This window comes from Alteromonas sp. WD8-37 (assembly GCF_055326825.1).
The window spans coordinates 373,134-391,964 of record NZ_JBUZOV010000001.1 but is presented as its reverse complement, the minus strand read 5'-3'; the positions used below and the strand labels follow the sequence as shown (position 1 = coordinate 391,964).

Annotated in this window: 18 protein-coding genes; 9 read left to right on the top strand and 9 right to left on the bottom strand. The window is 51.7% G+C overall.

Features of this window, described 5'->3' with window-relative positions:
* Nucleotides 1–74: 74 nt before the first annotated feature.
* Together ACTUJZ_RS01820 and ACTUJZ_RS01815 are read right to left on the bottom strand one after the other, a co-directional pair.
* Nucleotides 75–3,233: an efflux RND transporter permease subunit gene (locus tag ACTUJZ_RS01820; RefSeq protein ID WP_463634553.1), complete on the bottom strand. Its 3,159-nt coding sequence runs from the start codon at nucleotides 3,231–3,233 to the stop codon at nucleotides 75–77.
* The gene (locus ACTUJZ_RS01815) at nucleotides 3,226–4,458 is read right to left on the bottom strand and encodes an efflux RND transporter periplasmic adaptor subunit (RefSeq protein WP_463634552.1); all 1,233 of its coding nucleotides are present in this window, start codon (nucleotides 4,456–4,458) and stop codon (nucleotides 3,226–3,228) included. Before ACTUJZ_RS01815 ends, ACTUJZ_RS01820 begins: the two co-directional genes overlap by 8 nt.
* A gap of 556 nt (nucleotides 4,459–5,014) precedes the next feature.
* On the opposite strand from ACTUJZ_RS01815, the gene ACTUJZ_RS01810 reads away from it, so the two are divergent.
* On the top strand, nucleotides 5,015–5,323 hold the full coding sequence (locus tag ACTUJZ_RS01810; RefSeq protein ID WP_463634551.1) for an isoamylase early set domain-containing protein: 309 nt from the start codon (nucleotides 5,015–5,017) through the stop codon (nucleotides 5,321–5,323).
* A gap of 98 nt (nucleotides 5,324–5,421) precedes the next feature.
* Here ACTUJZ_RS01810 and ACTUJZ_RS01805 read toward each other — a convergent pair whose 3' ends face one another.
* Both ACTUJZ_RS01805 and ACTUJZ_RS01800 read right to left on the bottom strand, forming a co-directional pair.
* Nucleotides 5,422–6,348: an electron transfer flavoprotein subunit alpha/FixB family protein gene (locus ACTUJZ_RS01805; RefSeq protein WP_463634550.1), complete on the bottom strand. Its 927-nt coding sequence runs from the start codon at nucleotides 6,346–6,348 to the stop codon at nucleotides 5,422–5,424.
* On the bottom strand, nucleotides 6,348–7,097 hold the full coding sequence (locus ACTUJZ_RS01800) for an electron transfer flavoprotein subunit beta/FixA family protein (RefSeq protein ID WP_463634549.1): 750 nt from the start codon (nucleotides 7,095–7,097) through the stop codon (nucleotides 6,348–6,350). The genes ACTUJZ_RS01805 and ACTUJZ_RS01800 overlap by 1 nt, the downstream gene beginning before the upstream one ends.
* A 290-nt stretch (nucleotides 7,098–7,387) precedes the next feature.
* Here ACTUJZ_RS01800 and ACTUJZ_RS01795 point away from each other — a divergent pair, with 290 nt between their 5' ends.
* The 5 genes from ACTUJZ_RS01795 to fldA all read left to right on the top strand — a co-directional run bounded on the left by ACTUJZ_RS01795 (nucleotide 7,388) and on the right by fldA (nucleotide 11,462).
* Nucleotides 7,388–9,037, top strand: a complete 1,650-nt coding sequence (locus ACTUJZ_RS01795; protein ID WP_463634548.1) for an electron transfer flavoprotein-ubiquinone oxidoreductase — start codon at nucleotides 7,388–7,390, stop codon at nucleotides 9,035–9,037.
* Between the two features lie 115 nt (nucleotides 9,038–9,152).
* Nucleotides 9,153–9,554, top strand: a complete 402-nt coding sequence (locus ACTUJZ_RS01790) for an H-NS histone family protein (RefSeq protein WP_463634547.1) — start codon at nucleotides 9,153–9,155, stop codon at nucleotides 9,552–9,554.
* A 198-nt stretch (nucleotides 9,555–9,752) separates the two neighbouring features.
* Nucleotides 9,753–10,544 carry an alpha/beta fold hydrolase gene (locus ACTUJZ_RS01785; RefSeq protein ID WP_463634546.1) on the top strand — a complete coding sequence of 264 codons (792 nt, stop codon included), beginning with the start codon at nucleotides 9,753–9,755 and terminating at the stop codon, nucleotides 10,542–10,544.
* Between the two features lie 86 nt (nucleotides 10,545–10,630).
* Nucleotides 10,631–10,849, top strand: coding sequence for a DUF2788 domain-containing protein (locus ACTUJZ_RS01780; RefSeq protein ID WP_463634545.1), 219 nt, complete (start codon nucleotides 10,631–10,633; stop codon nucleotides 10,847–10,849).
* An 88-nt stretch (nucleotides 10,850–10,937) separates the two neighbouring features.
* Nucleotides 10,938–11,462, top strand: coding sequence for a flavodoxin FldA (gene fldA, locus ACTUJZ_RS01775; protein WP_463634544.1), 525 nt, complete (start codon nucleotides 10,938–10,940; stop codon nucleotides 11,460–11,462).
* 57 nt (nucleotides 11,463–11,519) lie between these two features.
* Here the strand turns inward: fldA and ACTUJZ_RS01770 are convergent, their stop codons facing one another.
* Nucleotides 11,520–13,526 (bottom strand): methyl-accepting chemotaxis protein, encoded by a 2,007-nt coding sequence (locus ACTUJZ_RS01770; protein WP_463634543.1) that lies wholly within the window; start codon nucleotides 13,524–13,526, stop codon nucleotides 11,520–11,522.
* Nucleotides 13,527–13,791: 265 nt separating this feature from the next.
* On the opposite strand from ACTUJZ_RS01770, the gene fur reads away from it, so the two are divergent.
* Complete coding sequence (gene fur / locus ACTUJZ_RS01765) at nucleotides 13,792–14,220, top strand: ferric iron uptake transcriptional regulator (protein ID WP_463634542.1); 429 nt, start codon at nucleotides 13,792–13,794, stop codon at nucleotides 14,218–14,220.
* 28 nt (nucleotides 14,221–14,248) lie between these two features.
* Here the strand turns inward: fur and ACTUJZ_RS01760 are convergent, their stop codons facing one another.
* From ACTUJZ_RS01760 to ACTUJZ_RS01745, 4 genes are read right to left on the bottom strand one after another with little or no spacing between them, the layout of a single operon-like run.
* Entirely contained in the window at nucleotides 14,249–15,115 is an 867-nt protein-coding gene (locus ACTUJZ_RS01760) for an aminotransferase class IV (protein ID WP_463634541.1), read from the bottom strand.
* Nucleotides 15,116–15,131: 16 nt separating this feature from the next.
* On the bottom strand, nucleotides 15,132–16,082 hold the full coding sequence (locus ACTUJZ_RS01755; RefSeq protein ID WP_463634540.1) for a 5-oxoprolinase subunit C family protein: 951 nt from the start codon (nucleotides 16,080–16,082) through the stop codon (nucleotides 15,132–15,134).
* The gene (pxpB, locus tag ACTUJZ_RS01750) at nucleotides 16,066–16,761 is read right to left on the bottom strand and encodes a 5-oxoprolinase subunit PxpB (RefSeq protein ID WP_463634539.1); all 696 of its coding nucleotides are present in this window, start codon (nucleotides 16,759–16,761) and stop codon (nucleotides 16,066–16,068) included. The genes ACTUJZ_RS01755 and pxpB overlap by 17 nt, the downstream gene beginning before the upstream one ends.
* Before the next feature lie 2 nt (nucleotides 16,762–16,763).
* Nucleotides 16,764–17,501 (bottom strand): 5-oxoprolinase subunit PxpA, encoded by a 738-nt coding sequence (locus ACTUJZ_RS01745; RefSeq protein ID WP_463634538.1) that lies wholly within the window; start codon nucleotides 17,499–17,501, stop codon nucleotides 16,764–16,766.
* 68 nt (nucleotides 17,502–17,569) lie between these two features.
* On the opposite strand from ACTUJZ_RS01745, the gene ACTUJZ_RS01740 reads away from it, so the two are divergent.
* Together ACTUJZ_RS01740 and ACTUJZ_RS01735 are read left to right on the top strand one after the other, a co-directional pair.
* A complete protein-coding gene (locus ACTUJZ_RS01740) occupies nucleotides 17,570–18,436 on the top strand; it encodes a CvfB family protein (RefSeq protein WP_463634537.1) in 867 nt (288 codons plus the stop codon).
* The gene (locus ACTUJZ_RS01735; protein ID WP_463634536.1) at nucleotides 18,433–18,828 is read left to right on the top strand and encodes an OsmC family protein; all 396 of its coding nucleotides are present in this window, start codon (nucleotides 18,433–18,435) and stop codon (nucleotides 18,826–18,828) included. Before ACTUJZ_RS01740 ends, ACTUJZ_RS01735 begins: the two co-directional genes overlap by 4 nt.
* Nucleotides 18,829–18,831 lie beyond the last annotated feature (3 nt).

The window sequence follows — 18,831 nt, the reverse complement described above, 5'->3', positions numbered from 1 at the left end:
CTGACCAGTTTTGCCCACAAATAAAAAAGCACGTCGGCATGACGTGCTTTTTTAATATGTTGTGCAGGACGGCTTTAGGATTGCTCAGCCAGTTGATCAGGTTGGGGTTCCTGCCCGGCCTGGCGTTTATGGTTCTTACGGAACAAGCCACGCGCATCATCTAAAATCAGGTACAACGCGGGCACCAACAACAGGGTGATGATGGTGGCAAACAGGATCCCGAAGGCCAGCGAGATAGCCATGGGGATGACGATCTGCGCCTGGAGGCTGCGTTCAAACACAATCGGCATCAGCCCCATAAAGGTGGTCAGCGAGGTCAGGATAATCGGCCGGAAGCGCTGGGTACCGGCACTGATGGCAGCATCGATGAGGCGATGGCCTTCAGCGCGGGCCCGGTTCACAAAGTCCACCATGATCAGGCTGTCGTTCACTACGACGCCAGATAGCGCAATGATGCCACACAATGACAATGAGCTGACCGCCATGCCCAGCACCAGGTGGCCGACAATGGCGCCCACCACGCCAAAGGGGATAACCGCCATGATTATAAATGGCTGTGAATAAGAGCGTAGCGGAATGGCCAACAACGCATAGATGGCAAACAAGGCAAACAACAAACCCATGGCCATGCTGGTCAAGGCTTCCTGCTGTTCACGAGAGTTGCCCTGCAGTTGGAAATTCACATTGGGGTAGCGTTCCATGATATCCGGGATAATACTCATCACCACATCACCGGTGACTTCGCCCGGATCCAACAAGGCTTTGTCCACCTTGGCACTGACAGTGATGGAGCGGCTGCCGTCCACGCGAATAATCGATGAAAAGCCCTCGCCCAGATTGATGGTGCCCACTTCTTCAAACGGAATGGCTTCGCCGGTCGGTGCACGCACCCGCATATCTTCTAAGTGCTCGATGGAGCTACGATCTTCCTGCGGATAGCGCACCATGACTTTGACTTCTTCATCATCGCGTTGCACACGCTGTACTTCTGCGCCATAAAAGCCATAGCGAACCTGCTGGCCCAGCTGCTGTAGCGAGATCCCTAAGGCATCTGCCTGAGGGGTGGTGGACAACTGAATTTCATCGCTACCGCCGGCAAACGAATCATTGATGTCACTGACCCCGTCATAATCGGCCAGGCGGGTTTTTAGTTCAGAAGCTGCAGCCTGCAGAGCATCGATGTCACCGGAGGTAAACTCAAAGCTCAAATCAGGGCCACCAAAGCCGCCGCCAGAGCCAATATTCAGGGTTTTCACTCCGGCTATTTCCGGCATCTGTTCGCGCCAGCGCTGGTGAATTTCATAATCGGGAATTTCGCGGGTTTCGCCTTTGCTCAGCTCAACAAATACTTCGCCACCGGTATTGCCATTATCAAACGCGATAGCGTGCTTAATAACCCCGCTGCCGGTTTCTTCTTTGATGTTTTTATCCACGCGGTGCATGGCATCCAACATTTGTTGCAGGGTGCGGTCGCGCTGATTGATGGACGAGCCCGGCTCCAATTCAAAGCTGGCCGACATAAAATCGCTGGGAATATCCGGGAAAAACACAAAGCGCACAATGCCGCCGGCAAACAGGCCGATAGTTACAATTAGCATGGCCACAAACGATGCCAGAGTGGTGTAACGGTGTTTAACGGCTTTGGCTAAAAACGGTGCATAGCGTTTTTGCACAAACACTTTGATGCCTTCGCTGAAAATATTGCGAAAACGCTGAAAGCGATTCTGCTTTTCCGGATCCTTGGGTTTGAGCTTCATGTGCACCAAGTGCGCCGGCAAAATCAGTTTTGATTCCACCAGGGAGAATGCCAGACACACGATCACCACCCAGCCGATGGTTTTCCAGATGATGCCAAAGGGGCCGGACACCATTAGCATGGGCGTAAACGCAGCAATGGTGGTTAATACCCCAAAGGTCGCCGGCATTGCCACTCGCTTCACCCCGGCGATGACGTTGTCGGTACTGTGGCCCTTGCGGTCGATCTCCGAGTACGCCGACTCACCCATGATGATGGCATCATCCACCACGATTCCCAGTACCAGGATAAAGGCAAACAGGCTAAGCAGGTTAATGGAGACTCCGATAAATTCCATCGGCATGATAAACAGCGCGCCTAAAAAGCACACTGGCAGACCCCAAATAACCCAAAAGGCCAGTTTGACACGCAGGAACAGTGACAGCACGATAAATACCAGCAAGGCCCCCAGGCCCATATTTTCCAGCATCATATTGAGCCGGTCGCTTAAGTAAAACGATGAGTCACCCCAGGTATCGGCATGCAAATGCTGCGGAAAGTCGGGTTTATTTTTGGCAATGTACTGATTGACCTGCTTGGAAATCTCCAGCGCATTTTGGTCACCCACTGCGCGCACTCGCATGCTCACGGCCGGTTTGCCATCAAAGTAAGCAAAGCGATTATCTTCTACAAAGCCATCGTTGATGAATGCCACATCGCCCAGCCGCACCCGGGTGCCATCGGCAGCGGTCAGCAGGGTAATTTGGGCAAAGTCATAGCCGGTGTAAGCCTGACCTTTGGTACGCAGCAGGATATCGCCGTTGTCGGTGCGAATAGAGCCACCAGGTAAATCCACACTGGACTGACGTACCAGACTGACCACTTCCGAAAAGGTCAGGTTATATTTTTGCAGGTCTTCTTCAGATAGCTCAATGGACACTTCATAATCCCGCGCCCCGACAATAGAAACACTGGAGATCCCTGGCAGGTTGGCGATGTCATCGCGCACGGTTTTGGAAAATTCTTTCAGCTCGCGTTCAGATGCATCGCCGTAAATCGATACCCACAGCACATCCTGCTGAATTTTTTGCCGGTAGACCACTGGCTTTTCGGTGTTAGCCGGAAAGCTGGGAATGGCATCCACCTGTACTTTAACCTCATCAAGCAGGTCCTGCACGTTGTAGTCTTCTTCGACCTCAATCGCGACCGTGCCCTGCCCTTCAGCCGCAGTAGAGGTAACTTTTTTGATCCCTTCGAGGTTTTCAATGGCTTCCTCGATTTTTAGGATCACGCCCTCTTCCACTTCCTGTGGCGCGGCGCCCAGATAGGGCACCCGCACATTGATCACATTGATTTCAATGGGCGGAAAAATTTGTTTTTGAATGGTGAAAACCGATAGGATACCGCCTATCAGCAGCACCCACATCAGCAGGTTGGCGGCAACATTGTTGCGCGCAAACCAGGCAATCATGCCTTTGTGTGTATCGATATTATTCATCCGCCTGGGCTCCTACTTCCACCCGGGAAGAACGTGCTGGCTGGTCTTCATCATCCGGGTTAGTCACCGGGGTTTCATCGGCAAAGCGCACTTTCATGCCTTCGTACGGATTAGGCACCGCACTCATAACGACCTTTTCGCCCTCTTCCAGGCCGGCAGCAATATAGACCTGTTGGGCGTCGGTACGCGCCACATCCACCGGCTTGATTTGCAATTCATTATCGCCATTGACGGTGAGCACGGTCTGGTCAAGACGCAGCACGCTACGTGGCAAGACAAATAAATCGCGGGATTTGCCGGCTGAGATCTGGGCTTCAACAAACTGGCCAAAGCGCAGTGGCAAATCAGCTTTACCCTGCTTATCGCGGTTATAAGGGTCGTTGACCCGGGCTACCACATAGCTAACCCGGCTGGTAGCATCCAGTACCCCTTCACTACGCACCAGATTAGCCACCCACTCATGGCGTAAACCGTTGACCTTGGCTTGCAGGCGCACATTGTCGTTTTCTGCCAGGCCTTGCTGCAAATCAATAAACGCCATATCTGAGTCGCTCACCGGCAGGCGAATTTCGGCCACATCCGTGCTATATAGCAAGCCCAACTGGCTGCCGATACTGACAAACTGGCCAATGTCCACATTGCGGCTGACCACCAGGCCGTTATAGGGGGCGCGGATAGTGGTGCGGTCAAGATTGCGCTGCGCCCTTTCCAGCTTGGCCTGGGCAGCTTTTACATTGGCTTGTTCGCGGGCTAATTGCGGTTTACGCAAGCCCAGTTCTGGCGGTGCGGTGGAGTTGACCGAACGCCACTCCTGCTCGGCTACCTTGCCGCGGGCGGTTTCTTCGGTCAGTGCTGCCTGCGCCTGCGCCAGCTCGGCTTCAGCCAGTTTCACTTCGGTTTCATAATCCTGGGTTTCCAGACGCACCAGAACATCGCCTTGTTCAAACATCCCCCCGGCGACAAATACATCAGCCAGTTCAATCACCTTCCCGCTAACCTGGGCACTGATGGCAGTTTGATTTTGTGGCACCACGTTCCCTTGTGACTTCACGGCAAAATTAACCTGCTGTCGCGACACCGGTTGGGCGTCTACTAAAAAGGCCTTGGTTTCAGCAGGCTTTTTTTCAGGTGGCGACTTACTTTGAATCAGCACAATGGCAATCACCACTGCACCCAAAATAATCAGCAACGGCAAAATGCTTTTCAGCCACGAAAGATGTTTCATGTGGTTCCCTTAATACACGAAATGAGTTGAAAATTTGCTTTTATGTCATTGGTTTGTATAAGCAAATCGTCGATAAAACAGCATCTGATTGGCAGTGTACCCTGTTTGGGTATAAGTTGCGCGAACAAAACTGTTAATAAATATGATCAGCAGTTTTGTCGCGCTCAGGGAGCGTGAAAATGCCGTCACCCCGGCATGTATTCCTCCGTCACCCCGACGTACAATTCACCGTCACCCCGACATAAAGTTACCCGTCACCCCGACGCAAGTCGGGGCCTCCATGGGCAGGCACCGAGGTCGGCTACAACTACAATTATTCTCCATCACCCCGGCGAACGCCGGGGTCTCCATGGTCGGACGCCATGATAATTTCTACGCCGCCATCACACCCCTTCACACTAATCTCGGGCCTTACTTCCAGCCTCTGCTGAAACAGGTATTGCGAGCTTCATACTGATCTGGGCAACCAGCGGGCAAATTATCATCAAATTCAACTTGAATCGCTCAGTTTTTAGTCGTAATTTATTAAATGCGTGTAAGTTATGTGAGACCAACCATGAGCCTAAAAAAGCAGTACTTAAAATCTAAACCCGTGTGTAAAGTCACCTTCAGACTAAAAGCCGAGGAAGCCGGCAATGCCTCCAGTGCCAGGCTCGTTGGCGATTTTAACCAGTGGGATAAGCATGTAGAACCAATGAAACGTTTGAAAAGCGGTGATTTCACCCAAACCCTGAGTCTGGAAAAAGACAAGCAATATGCTTTTCGATATCTTCTGGATGAAGATCATTGGGAAAATGACTGGCAGGCGGATGCCTATAAACAATCGCCAGTATGTGGCGAGGAAAATTCGGTGGTCCGGGTTTAACCTGATTTAGCTGGCAGCGCGCTGAGAATTGCGTGCGGAAAAATTCTAAACAACAAAAAAGGCTGTCCGAAGACAGCCTTTTTCATATTCTTAACTGCTTAAAGTGATTTTTCCAATTCTGGCAACACTTCAAACAAATCCCCCACCAAACCATAATCAGCCACCTGGAAGATAGGCGCTTCTTCGTCTTTGTTGATGGCGACAATTACCTTGGAGTCTTTCATACCCGCTAAGTGCTGGATGGCTCCGGAGATTCCCACGGCAATGTAAAGTTGCGGCGCAACAATTTTACCAGTCTGGCCGACCTGCATATCATTGGCCACAAAGCCGGCATCCACTGCTGCTCGCGAGGCACCAATGGCCGCTCCCAGCTTATCGGCAATACCTTCAAGCAATTTGAAGTTTTCGCCATTTTGCATACCGCGGCCACCAGAGATAACCACCTCGGCAGCAGTCAATTCAGGGCGCTCAGACTCAGTCAGCTCTTCGCTTACAAAGCGTGACTGCTCGGCAATTTTCACCATGTCCAGACTTTCAATTGGCGCATCATTGGACTGCCCGGCGGCATCGAAGGATGCTGCACGTACAGTGATGACCTTGATGGTGTCTTGTGACTGCACTGTCGCAATCGCATTGCCGGCATAAATGGGGCGCACAAATGTATCGTCTGATTCAACACCAATAATGTCTGAGATTTGAGCTACATCTAACAGTGCCGCCACCCGTGGCATAAAGTTTTTACCGGTGGTTGAGGCTCCCGCCAGAATATGCTGATAGTCTTTACCAAGTTCGACCACCAGATCAGCGATGTTCTCTGCTAACTGATGACCGTAGGCGGCATTACCGGCCACCAATACTTTAGCTACGCCATCGATCTTGGCTGCGTCTTTAGCCATGTCGGCTACATTTTCGCCGGCCACCAAAACATGAATATCGCCACCAATCTGACTGGCGGCATGGACCACCTTGGCGGTTTCTGATTTCAGATGACTGTTGTCATGTTCTGCATATACTAAAATCGCCATCAGATCACCTTCGCTTCGTTTTTCAGCTTTTCAACCAGCTCGGCCACATTTTCCACTTTTACCCCGCCTTTGCGCTGGGCTGGTGGTGCGACTTTAAGCACTTTTACCTTGGAGACCAAATCCACACCCATATCGGCGGCAGCCATCACATCCAGCGGCTTGCGCTTGGCTTTCATGATGTTGGGCAGCGACGCATAGCGTGGCTCGTTTAAACGTAAGTCGGTGGTGACGATGGCTGGCAGATCCAGCGCAACTGTTTGCAGACCGCCGTCAATCTCACGGGTGACATTTACCTGGCCGTCGTTCACCTCAACCTTAGAAGCAAATGTGCCCTGAGGGCGTTTTGTCAACGCTGCCAGCATCTGACCCGTTTGGTTGTTATCCGAATCAATGCTTTGCTTACCCAGAATGACCAGCTCAGGGGCTTCTTGCTCAACCAGCTTGGCTAGCAATTTGGCAACCTGTAAGGAGTCCAGGTTGTCTTCGGTGTCAATCTGAATGCCACGGTCGGCGCCTAAGGCCAACGCAGTACGAATTTGTTCCTGGCAGCTTTTGTTGCCGATGGATACCACCACCACTTCAGAAGCCACGCCTTGTTCTTTTAACCGGACTGCCTCTTCCACGGCAATTTCGCAAAATGGGTTGATGGCCATTTTTGCATTGGTCAGGTCAACGCCGGAGTTATCCGCTTTAACCCGCACCTTTACGTTGTAGTCAATGGCACGCTTGACTGGTACAAGTATTTTCATTTGTTACCTCAAAATTTGAGTTCGTCGGTGATGTACCACCCTGTCGATGAGTGCCAGCCCCGCGTCCGGCCTGCCGGCATTGATGCGGGTTTACTGGCTGCTAACGCTGCAGATACATAAACACTACACGATTTACGTTAACGTAAACTAATCTGCAATCTACTTCCTGTTGACGTAAACGTCAACCTGCTTTACCTTTCAAAACGACAATTAATTTACATCTTTTTGACACATCGCATTATTTGTTTCACCTATAGTGCACTATAACAAGCAGAATTAAGGAGCCGTCCATGGAACGTGAATCTATGGAGTTTGATGTGGTCATCGTCGGCGCTGGCCCCTCCGGGCTGGCCACTGCCTGCCGGCTGATGCAACTGGCCAATGAGGCCGAACAAGAGCTGATGGTTTGCGTGGTGGAGAAAGGCTCGGAAGTGGGTGCGCATATCCTCTCCGGCGCGGTATTTGAACCGCGCGCGCTCAACGAGCTGTTTCCCGACTGGCAGGAAAAAGGCGCGCCATTGAACACCCCGGTCACAGCTGATGAAATTTACTTATTTAATGATGCGACCTCCGCGCGCAAGCTGCCTAACTGGATGACCCCCAAAACCATGCACAACGAGGGTAATTACATTGTGTCCATGGGTAATGTGTGCCGCTGGCTGGCCGAGCAGGCAGAGCAGCTCGGCGTAGAAATTTTCCCGGGCTTTCCGGCGTCAGACATTTTATACAATGAAGACGGCAGTGTTGGCGGTGTGATCACCGGCGATATGGGGATTAGCGCCAAGGGCGAGCAAAAAGATGGCTTTATGCCCGGCATGGAATTAAAAGCCCGCTATACCATTTTTGCCGAAGGTTCTCGCGGCCATCTGGGTAAAGAGCTGATCAATAAGTTCGAACTGGATAAAGATGCCAGCCCGCAACATTACGCCATTGGCTTTAAAGAAGTGTGGGACATCGACCCGGCCAAACACAAGCCTGGCCTGGTAATTCACTCAGCAGGCTGGCCGTTAGATGATGCCACCGGCGGCAGCTATTTATATCATGCTGAAGATAATCAGATTCTGGTAGGCTTAATCATCGATTTAAATTACGAAAATCCCTACTTAAGCCCGTTTCATGAATTTCAGCAATTAAAACATCATCCAACCATTAGCCAGTATTTAGAAGGCGGTAAACGAGTGGCTTATGGCGCCCGTGCGATCACCAAAGGCGGGTTTAATTCGCTGCCCAAAATGGCCTTTCCTGGTGGTTTACTGGTGGGCTGTAATGCCGGTACGCTGAATTCAGCCAAAATTAAGGGTAATCATACCGCAATGAAATCCGGCATGATTGCAGCAGAAACCCTGTTTGCCGAATTAAAACAGGATAATCCGGCCACCACACTGGATGCGTATGCGCAAAATATAAAAGATTCCTGGTTATATGATGAGCTATACAAAGCGCGTAATTTTGGTCCGGCGATCCATAAGTATGGCAATTTTTGGGGCGGTGCCTTTAATACTTTAGAACAAAATTTCTTTAACGGCAGTTTGTTTGGCACCACCTTAAAAGATAACGATGCTGACTATGCGCAGCTAAACAAAGCTGACTCTTCGGTCAAAATTGATTATCCCAAACCCGATGGAAAACTCAGTTTTGATAAGCCGTCCTCGGTGTATTTATCCAATACAAACCATGAAGAAGATCAGCCCTGTCATCTGCAACTAAAAGACCCGGCGATTCCGATCAAGGTTAATTTACCAGAATATGCCGAACCGGCGCAGCGCTATTGTCCGGCGGGTGTATACGAAGTGGTAGAGGACGATAGTGGCGACCCTGCTTTTGTAATTAATGCGCAAAATTGTATCCATTGTAAAACTTGCGACATTAAAGATCCGGCTCAAAATATACGCTGGGTGACTCCGGAAGGGGGTGGTGGTCCAAATTACCCTAATATGTAGTATAAGCACCGAATGTTTATTTATTTCAAAAAAGCAGCATCAAGCTGCTTTTTTTTTGAAAAAAAATTAACTATGATTATTTAAGATTTAGTGAAAATAAACGTAAGGTTAATAAATGAGCGAGTTTTTAGATATTTTAACCCATGGAAGACGTTTACAGGGAGCAGTAAAATCATTGTCGCTGGCAGAACTGGAAGAAGTTCAGGATAAGCTGGCAAATGTGATTGCTAAACGTCGTGAAAAGGCGGCAGAGATGGAAAAGGAAGAGCAGGAAAAGCAAGCAAAGATTGCTGAAATTCAAAAGCAGATGGAAGAAGCCGGGCTGGACGTGAGTGATTTGGGTTCATCGCAAATTGCAGCAACCAATTCACGCAAGCCGGGTAAAAAGCGCCCGGTGAAATATCGTCTGAAAGACAGCGAAGGTACTGATCATAACTGGACCGGTATTGGCCGGATGCCAAAAGTGTTTAAACAAGCACTGGAAGATGGCAAAAAACTGGAAGACTTTTCCATTTAAAAAATCAGGGCGGCTTTAAACAGCCGCCTTTTTTATAGCAGATGTTACTGCGCTAAATCACCAGCCGGGATTTTTACGGCTGCACCCAAAGCAAGATGGCCCCGCAATTGTTTTGTGCTAATCAGTACATCGTGCAGGTTGACCCATAAAGCGGCGGCCACTGTATCGACAATACATCAATCACCTTTCTTTTTTGTTATGACTATTGCGTTAAATTACGAATTACACCGCTCATCTGAGCGCGACCCCTGGTTGTTTTTAATCCACGGCTTATTTGGCGACTTAAACAACCTGTCGGTAATCCGCCGACATTTTGCCGACCAATACAATATTGTGGCCATCGACTTACCCGACCATGGGCTATCTCCTCATCTGCCTGCGTTTTCGTTACTAGATTGCGCTGGCGGCATCAATGCCATCATTGATAAGCTGGGCTTGAGCGAGGTTACCCTACTAGGCCATTCATTAGGCGGCAAAGCTGCAATGATGACTGCCCTGCACTACCCACAAAAGGTCGCACGCCTGATTGTGGCGGACATCGCCCCGGTCACGTACCCAGAGCATCACCAGGCTATCATTGCCGGCCTCAAAGCGGTGCAGTTTGACCAGGTTCAGCGCCGTGGGGATATTGATAAACAACTGTCCGAACATATTCCTGAACCCGGGGTGCGCCAGTTTTTATTAAAAAGTGCGAATCAAAATGAACAGGGGCAATGGCACTGGCGCTTTAACCTGCGGGGGTTGGCAGATAACTATGATGCTATACGCCGGTGGCCGGATACCGACTTGCAATTTTCCAAAAGCACCTTATTTATCAAAGGGAGTGAGTCGGATTATATCCAAAGCGCGCACCGCGAAGCGATTGCTGCACTGTTCCCGGCGGCCCGCGCCCGGATCATTGAGGGTGCCGGCCATTGGCTGCATGCAGAAAAGCCGGGGCCGTTTAATCAGGCTGTTGCCTCCTTTTTAGACAAAACCACAAGCAGCTGATCGTGCGTATTAACCCCTGATACGGTTTTCAATGCGTTACAAAGCAAGATTGTGGTATAGTCTGCGCCGACTTTTTAAGGGGTAATATGCCCAACAGTACTTACGAGTTATTTGAATCTGTCGCGATATATGTTGGCCTCGGTGGGCTGTTTATTCTGATGGGTTTAGCGGTCCATGATGTTCTCAAAAAAAATGAGGTGCCGCTGCTTGGCAAAGTCATTGTGTACGGGGTGTTAGGCGCCGGTGCACTGGGTTTTATTGCCAAGGGTCTGATTGAAGCATTCTGGATAAGTACGGGCGTGTAAAACCAGTTTGGGTAAGAGGGACACTGGCTGAGCTGGCAAGTGCTTATCTGAACAAACATAAGTAACAGTTAAACTACAGAGGGTAATTATGGCAAGTGTTGGCCTATTTTTTGGAAGTGACACCGGAAACACCGAGCATGTCGCCAAGATGATTCAAAAGGAGTTAGGAAAACACCTGATTGATGTTTTTGACATCGCCAAGAGTACCAAAGAAGCCATTGCTGAATATGACCTGCTTATTTTTGGCATCCCTACCTGGTATTACGGTGAAGCACAGTGCGACTGGGATGACTTTTTCCCGGAACTGGAAGACATCGATTTTAACGATAAGCTGGTAGCCATTTTTGGCTGTGGCGACCAGGAAGATTACGCCGAGTATTTTCTGGATGCTATGGGCATGGTGCGCGATATTGTTGAGCCGCGCGGCGCTATTTTGGTTGGCCAGTGGCCTACCGAAGGCTACGACTTCGAAGCCTCCAAAGGCATGGCTGATGATACCCATTTTGTGGGCTTAGGCATCGATGAAGACCGCCAGCCGGAGCTGACCGAAGAGCGTGTTAAAGCCTGGTGTAAGCAATTACACGAAGAATTGTGTCTGGCTGAGCTGGCCTGATAGCACACTGACCGGATACAAAAAACCGCCGTTGCCGGCGGTTTTTTTATGCCCGGATCAAAAGCTGAACCGCTCCACCGCCCGGCGCAGGCTATCCATTTGAGCATCCAGTTGCATCACAGACTGATTCGCCTTGTGGGTGCTGTCAGCCGATGAATCCGCCAGGCTGACTATCTTGGCAAGACTCGCCACCACCTGACCGAGCAACTTATCCTGCCGCTGCGTATCCGACACCACGGTGTGATTGATTTGACTCAATCGCTGAATAATATCCCGAATCTGACTCACCTGCGTGTCCATCTGAGCAATGGTTTCCACGCCGCGATGAGCCTGTTGTTTACCGGCATTGATAGCCTCTACGGCCTTACCGGCATCCTGCTGCAAGCTGATGATCATGCTTTCAATTTCTTCGGTAGAATTTTGTGTGCGATTGGCCAGGGTACGCACCTCATCGGCAACCACCGCAAAGCCCCTACCCTGTTCGCCGGCCCTCGCGGCTTCTATGGCTGCGTTAAGCGCCAACAAGTTGGTTTGCTCCGCAATGGTTTTGATCACATCTAAAATACTGCCGATGCTGCGGCTGTTTTGATCCAGCCGGTGAATGGTCTGGGCGGAGCTTTCTGCTTGTTCAGCCTGCTGCACACTTTGCTCACGACACTGGGCCACCAGGGTGGCAATCGATTCACTTTGCTCAATCACCTGAGCCAGAGAGGCGCTCGACGCATTAATTTGAGACAGGTTGCTCTGACTGGTGTGCTGCACATCCTGGGTGTTTTGCGAGGTAACCCGAACCTGCTCGCGTTGCTCTGCCACATCTTTCAGTGAGCGCTCGCCCATGGCCACGCTGTCCTTGGAGACCCGATCCAGCTGTTGCTCCTGAGACAAAATATTGCCGATAAGCTCGCGCAGGTTGGCGGCCAGGGCATTGACCTTGTCGGCCAGCGCGGCGAATTCATCCTGGCCGCTATTGTCCAACTGACAGGTCAAATCGCCGTTACTGAGCTGAGCCAGGCCGTCGTTTATTTTAGCCAGTGGCCGGGCAATACTGCGGGTGGCCACTACTGCCAGACCAATGGCTGCAAGCAGGCCGATGGCTGATACCAGCACGGTTTCGGTGACACTTTCCTGCACCGTATCCAAGATACTTTGCTGACCGGCTAAAGTGGCCTGGCTGGCATTGTCAAACAGGCGATTGATGGTAGCTAGCGCGGCATCCAGTGCACTATCCGCCGCCTGCCGGTGCTGCTGGCTCGCGCTAATCAGAGACATAATCTGAGCATGTTCGGCCAATAAGCCGTTATCACCACTGATGCCGTCTACCAGGCCGTTGTATTGCTGATTAAATGCGGCAATGGTACCGCCATCGTCTATGGTTTCGGCCAGACGGTTAAGATAGTCTTTATCAACTTTGAGGTTGCTTAGCTGATAGGCCAGATCTTCGCGAATATTGGTGACCACCTGCGCTTGGCGGCTGGCGGCCAGTTCTTCAAGCGCGGTGTTGAGGGTGAGCAGTTTGTTGTCCACATTGTTGCCCGCACCTATTAAGGTTTGCAGCCCGGGCGTGTTGGCATCCAGATAGCTTAAATCTAACATCAGGGCGCTGGCTTCATCGGCAAATCCCAGCACCTGGATGAGCTGTTCGGTGAGACGGGCTTCAAGCAGTAGGCGCTGCTCCAGCGCGCTGTACATGGTGTCGCTTTGGCTGACAAACATGCGGCTATCGGCGATGGCTTGTTGCGCCCGGCCATTGCCGGTGCGGCTGGCTTCCAATTGATCTAGTTCGGCTAAGAAGGTCGCCGACAAATCATTAAAAGTCGCCCGGTTTTGACGCAGTTTTTCAATATCGGTTTCATGAAAGCCATTGGCCACAATAGTAGCGAGTGCCTGGGTTTCCGATTTGATTTCCATCATTTGAATTTGCAGCGGCATTTTTTCATCCACCACAGCCACTGCGGCTTTACGAATATCAGACAAGCCTAAATACGATAATGCCCCGACAACTAACAACAAACACCAAAATAACGCAAACCCTATTATTATTTTTCTGACTACCGTCAAGCGCATGGCTCTACATTCCTGTGAATATACTGCCACTTTAACATACAAAATTGTTACAGAAGTGTAAATTCCCGTTTGTGTAAAACCGCACAAAATATTCTAAAGAAAATTCGGGTTATCAGGGTCAAACACAAGGGGGTAAGGCGGCAACAAATATGTGGCTGCAGAAATTTTAGCCAGCAACATCACAAAACCGGGGTTTTGCTTTCAAATCATTTCAACTTACCTATAATACGACTATCTGCAAAACAGCTCCTGAAGTTGGTATTCAATGGATCAAAACAAAGAACTTAAAAAGGCCGGCCTGAAAGTTACGCTGCCGCGTCTTAAAATTCTGCAAATTTTGCAGAAGCCAGAAAATCAGCATATCAGCGCTGAAGATGTGTATAAAATTCTCATTGAACAGGGCGAAGAAATTGGCTTAGCGACGGTCTACCGGGTGCTTAACCAGTTTGATGATGCCGGCATCTTGAACCGCCATCATTTTGAAGGCGGCAAGTCAGTGTTTGAAATCAGCCACAAAGATCATCACGACCATCTGGTCTGTTTGAAATGTGGCAAAGTGATTGAATTTGAAGATGACGTCATCGAGCAGCGCCAAATGGAAGTGGCCAAGCAGAACAATATGAAGCTCACCCACCACAGTTTGTACCTGTACGGCGAATGTGCCGACGGCGACTGCGACCAGCTGGATGACTAATATAAAACGCCCTGACGGGCGTTTTTTATTACAGGCTGTATTTATGCCGATTAAAAATCTCGATGGCTTGCTGCCACACCGGCCCTGGATGCCCCTGCCCCACCGGCTGATCCTCAATACTTAATACCGGGGCTATCTCTTTGCTGGAACTGGTTAACCACACTTCTTGCGCACGCAGCAACGCCTCTTTGCTTATCGGCGCTTGTTGCACCTCCAGCCCTTCGCGCGCCAGGCTGTCGATGACTAGTTGCCGGGTAATACCAGGCAATAACTGATGATCCAGTGGCGGGGTGATAATTTGCCCGTCGATGACCGCAAACACATTGCACGAAGCCGCTTCGGTCACTTCATCGTCGCGGTTTAGCAGGATAGTTTCTTGTTTTTGCCGCGCAGCACCGTGCTGGTAGTGCATCACATTGCCCAACAAAGACGTGGACTTTATATTACAGCGCTGCCAGCGCAAATCGTAAGTGAGCGCCACATGCAGCCCGGTAACCTTGTCTGCCAGCGGGACTGGCGGTGTGGCCATGGCAAAACCGTAGGCAAACACAGTTGGGCTGCCGCTAGCCGGATAGGCATGCTGACGGCTGGCGTGGGTACCCCGGGTGACATGTAAGTACACACCGATATATGGGGTATCCAATGCTTGCGCATTTTGCTGCGCCAGTTTATCCACCAGCTGTTGCCATTGGTCAGTGCTAAATGGGTTAGCTATCTGTAATGCGGCCAATCCTTCCGCCATGCGCGCCAAATGCGCGTGTAAGCCCACTGACTGGCCGGCATGGGTGGGGATCACCTCATAAATACCATCGCCAAACAAAAACCCCCGGTCCATGGGTGAGATGCGAGCCTCATCCAGGGGCAAATAACGATCATTCAAAAATGCAATGGTCATTGGCTATTGTGTCTACCTATTCGTCGCTGTCAAAAATCAGTTCTTCAAGCCGGTGGCGAAGTAGCCACTTGGCCCGGGCATTGTCATAGTCGATGGCCGTGAAAGTTACCGTATCACCAGGTACCGCCTGGGCCAGACGATACAGATCATAATCAGCCACACAGCCCAGCTTGGGATAACCGCCCAGAGTTTGCCGGTCAGCTAGCATAATGATGGGCTGGCCATCGGGCGGAAACTGAATCGACCCGCAGTTGATGCCCTCGGAGTACATTGTACCTGAGGCCGGGCTGATTGCCTGCCCCTTTAAGCGAAATCCCATGCGATTTATGTCGTTGGTCACCGCATATTCGCTGGCAAAGAATAACTGCTGCTGCCAGCTGCTAAACTGCGCCACCTGATAGCCCAGTACCACATCCAGCGGGGTGTTCAGCTGATAATCGGGGATTTCCTTTTTCTCGAGATGACGCTCGATGTCCTGCCTGTGCGGCTCAATGGCCAGACGATCATCGGCTAGTAAGGGTTTGCCATCATTGCGCAGGCCACCAGCCCCTTCACGCATCACGATACTCTGACTGCCCTGCACCACCGGCAGATCCAGCTGACCGCCCACCCCGATATAGGTCTTGGTGCCCAAACGGGCCGGGGTAACCGCGAGCGTATCCCCGGCGCGCAGAGGCAGCGACTGCCAACACTCGGCAGGCTGTTGATTGACCTCGACACTGACCTGCGGGCCGCCCACCGCCACACACAAAGGCCCATCAACAGTGATGGTGACCGCACCGATACACTCTAAAGCTGCAGCATCCAGTTCATTACCGCATAGCCAGTTGACCAGCTCAAAGGTCAGCTGGTCGATAGCGCCGGAGGCACAAAAGCCAGTTTCCTGCGCTTTGGTGTCGCGCCCGGCATCCACCACCAGGCTGAGCATGCCCGGGTCGGTAATGACAAGGTTAGTGGTGGGCATCATACAACTCCCGAAAAGTGGATTCGTCAATGGCTTCGAAGGCCACAGTATCGCCGGCTTTTAAGGTCACCGCCTGGCTGGCGTCGGGGCGATACAACGGTAACGGGCACAAGCCCAGCAAATGCCAGCCGCCCGGCGACGCACTGGGGTAAATGGCGGTTTGCCGATCGGCAATGGCCACCGCCCCCGCCGGCACCCGGGTGCGCGGGGAGTCGAGCCGCGGGCAGCTTAATTGCGGGTCCAGTTCGCCCATGTAGCCAAAACCAGGCGAAAAGCCCACGGTGAAAACCCGGTAATCCTGGCCGCTGTGCAACGCGATAATGCGCTCATGTGATAACCCGGTGTGCGCTGCGATGGTAGCCAAATCATTGGCCTCCGGTGCACCGTACCACACCGGCAGGGTATGATGGTCATGCTCACCCGGTTGCTCAGCCTGCGGCGCTATGTGACGCAGTGTCTGGTATACCTTGTGGCTGTCGGCGCGCTGTAAATCATACAGCACCAGTAGTGAATCGTAGCCGGCAATCAAGGCTTTTACCCACGGCAATGCAGCGGCTTTAAGCCCGCGGGCCATACCCTGCACCGCATTATTCTGGTCGGTCAGGCTCTCGCCGTTAAAATAGATGATCATGCCATCAATACCGGCTGGTTCGATGGCTTTTATACTGCCAAATAATTGCATGTTTAATCCTGCTGGCGAGCGCCAATCAGCGCCCGTATGTGTTTGGCCATGGCCAGTGCATCGGGGGTATCGCCATGCACACACAGGGTATCGACCGTCAGCGCCAGAGTATGGCCAGTCGCGGTGGTCACCGTACCCTTGTCAACGATCTGCCGGGCCTGGGCCAGTGCTTCGTCGCCGGTCAACACCGCCCCGCTTTGCTGGCGTGACATCAGGCCACCCTCATCGGTGTAACGGCGATCGGCAAAGGCCTCAAACAACACCGGCAGGTCATGCTGACGGGCGTGGGCTTTGATCGCGTGCGGCTCAGCCTGGGCCAGTACCATGACCGGCAGTGGGCCAAAAGCGGCGATGGCGGCAAACACGGTTTCGCGCACTTCTTCGCTGTGCAGCAAATCATGGTACAAGGCGCCATGGGGTTTAACATAACGCAAGGGCTGGCCATGTAATGTCGCCAGGCCTTGCAGGGCGCTGATTTGATAGCGCAAGCAGGCACTTAGCTCGGCCGGGGCCATGGCCATACTACGGCGGCCAAAGCCCTGTAAATCCGGGTAGGCCGGATGCGCGCCGATTTGCACCTGATGCTGTGCAGCCAGCCCGATAGCTTGCTCAATGGCGATGGGGTCGCCGGCGTGAAAACCGCAGGCAATATTGGCCTGGTCAATCAGCGGCATGATGGCATCGTCCACCGGCATTTTCCAGGCGCCGTAACTTTCGCCTAAATCGCAGTTCAGTAACATAGTTTCGTCGCTCTTAGGTGGATAGTAAGGTATTATGGTACCTGTAATTTCTCAGACAGTCAGGCTTCATGATACACGTTGGAAAAACAAACCATCTCACCGTCAGTGGTGAGTTTCCTTTTGGTTTTCAGCTTTCTACGGGCAACCCCGAAGACGGTTTAGTCACCCTGCCCAGTCACCTGGCACCTGCCGGGCTGACCACCGGTGCCGAGCTGGAAGTTTTTGTCACCACGGATGAAGCCGGCTCGCTGGTAGCAACCCCTCACATGCCAAGGCTGCAGGTGGGTGAAACCCGGGTACTCAAAGCCGTCAATGTGACCCATTTCGGCGCATTTTTTGATTGGGGGCTGGAAAAAGACTTGCTGGTACCCAACCTGTATCAGGAAGCGGCCATCGATCCGGGCATGCATTATGTGGTGCATGCATTCTATGAGCAAAAAACCAATCGGGTACTGGGTGCCACGCGCCTGCACCCGTTTTTAGACCAGACCCCGCCACCGTTTAGCGAAGGCCAGGCGGTACAGTGTTGGGTGTATGCCAAAACCGAACTGGGTTTTAAGGTCGTAGTGGAAGGTACCCATACCGGGCTGATTTTTCACTCCGATGCCTTTGTGCGCCTGCGGATCGGTGATGAAGTGGATGCAGTGATCAAACACATTCGCGAGGATGGCAAACTGGACATCGGCTTGCAACGCACCGATAAACAAGGCCGCGATAGCCTGGCCGACGCCATCATCGATGACCTGCAGGCCCACGGCGGCTTGTCGACCCTGACTGACAAGAGCCCGCCGGATGAGATTTATAAGCGCTTTAAGGTGAGCAAAGCGGCCTACAAAAAAGCCTTAGGCAGCCTGTACAAGCAGCGCAAAATTGTGATTGATAAACAGGCGGTACGGTTGACACCATCTGCCCCTAATCAAAAGGATAAATCATGAAAGCAAATGTTGTGTGGGATAAGGATCTCACCTTTACCGGCACTACCGACAGCGGCTACAAAACAGTGATGGACGGCAATGGCAATGCAATTTCGCCAATGGAGTCGGTGCTGGTGTCTGTCGGGGCCTGCTCCAGTGTTGATGTGGTAGAAATCCTGAAAAAAGGACGTTTCGATATCGCCGATTGTGAATGTGAATTATCGGCCGAGCGTGCCGCCGAGCCTCCGCGCGTGTTCACCGCAATCCATGCGCACTATAAAGTACGTGGCGAACGCCTGACTGACAAAGCTGTTAGTCGCGCGGTGTCGTTGTCGGCGGAAAAATACTGCTCTGTTATGCTGATGCTAAAAGACAGTGTGAAACTGACCACCAGTTACACTATATCTGACTAAGCA

What these genes read in the sequence shown, in the direction of transcription:
- ACTUJZ_RS01745 (WP_463634538.1), bottom strand. Translation starts at nt 17,501, where the DNA reads ATGTTACTGAACTGCGATTTAGGCGAAAGTTACGGCGCCTGGAAAATG.
- ACTUJZ_RS01795 (WP_463634548.1), top strand. Translation starts at nt 7,388, where the DNA reads ATGGAACGTGAATCTATGGAGTTTGATGTGGTCATCGTCGGCGCTGGC.
- ACTUJZ_RS01760 (WP_463634541.1), bottom strand. Translation starts at nt 15,115, where the DNA reads ATGACCATTGCATTTTTGAATGATCGTTATTTGCCCCTGGATGAGGCT.
- fur (WP_463634542.1), top strand. Translation starts at nt 13,792, where the DNA reads ATGGATCAAAACAAAGAACTTAAAAAGGCCGGCCTGAAAGTTACGCTG.
- ACTUJZ_RS01785 (WP_463634546.1), top strand. Translation starts at nt 9,753, where the DNA reads ATGACTATTGCGTTAAATTACGAATTACACCGCTCATCTGAGCGCGAC.
- pxpB (WP_463634539.1), bottom strand. Translation starts at nt 16,761, where the DNA reads ATGCAATTATTTGGCAGTATAAAAGCCATCGAACCAGCCGGTATTGAT.
- ACTUJZ_RS01820 (WP_463634553.1), bottom strand. Translation starts at nt 3,233, where the DNA reads ATGAATAATATCGATACACACAAAGGCATGATTGCCTGGTTTGCGCGC.
- ACTUJZ_RS01735 (WP_463634536.1), top strand. Translation starts at nt 18,433, where the DNA reads ATGAAAGCAAATGTTGTGTGGGATAAGGATCTCACCTTTACCGGCACT.
- ACTUJZ_RS01740 (WP_463634537.1), top strand. Translation starts at nt 17,570, where the DNA reads ATGATACACGTTGGAAAAACAAACCATCTCACCGTCAGTGGTGAGTTT.
- ACTUJZ_RS01770 (WP_463634543.1), bottom strand. Translation starts at nt 13,526, where the DNA reads ATGCGCTTGACGGTAGTCAGAAAAATAATAATAGGGTTTGCGTTATTT.
- ACTUJZ_RS01805 (WP_463634550.1), bottom strand. Translation starts at nt 6,348, where the DNA reads ATGGCGATTTTAGTATATGCAGAACATGACAACAGTCATCTGAAATCA.
- fldA (WP_463634544.1), top strand. Translation starts at nt 10,938, where the DNA reads ATGGCAAGTGTTGGCCTATTTTTTGGAAGTGACACCGGAAACACCGAG.
- ACTUJZ_RS01815 (WP_463634552.1), bottom strand. Translation starts at nt 4,458, where the DNA reads ATGAAACATCTTTCGTGGCTGAAAAGCATTTTGCCGTTGCTGATTATT.
- ACTUJZ_RS01800 (WP_463634549.1), bottom strand. Translation starts at nt 7,097, where the DNA reads ATGAAAATACTTGTACCAGTCAAGCGTGCCATTGACTACAACGTAAAG.
- ACTUJZ_RS01790 (WP_463634547.1), top strand. Translation starts at nt 9,153, where the DNA reads ATGAGCGAGTTTTTAGATATTTTAACCCATGGAAGACGTTTACAGGGA.
- ACTUJZ_RS01780 (WP_463634545.1), top strand. Translation starts at nt 10,631, where the DNA reads ATGCCCAACAGTACTTACGAGTTATTTGAATCTGTCGCGATATATGTT.
- ACTUJZ_RS01755 (WP_463634540.1), bottom strand. Translation starts at nt 16,082, where the DNA reads ATGATGCCCACCACTAACCTTGTCATTACCGACCCGGGCATGCTCAGC.
- ACTUJZ_RS01810 (WP_463634551.1), top strand. Translation starts at nt 5,015, where the DNA reads ATGAGCCTAAAAAAGCAGTACTTAAAATCTAAACCCGTGTGTAAAGTC.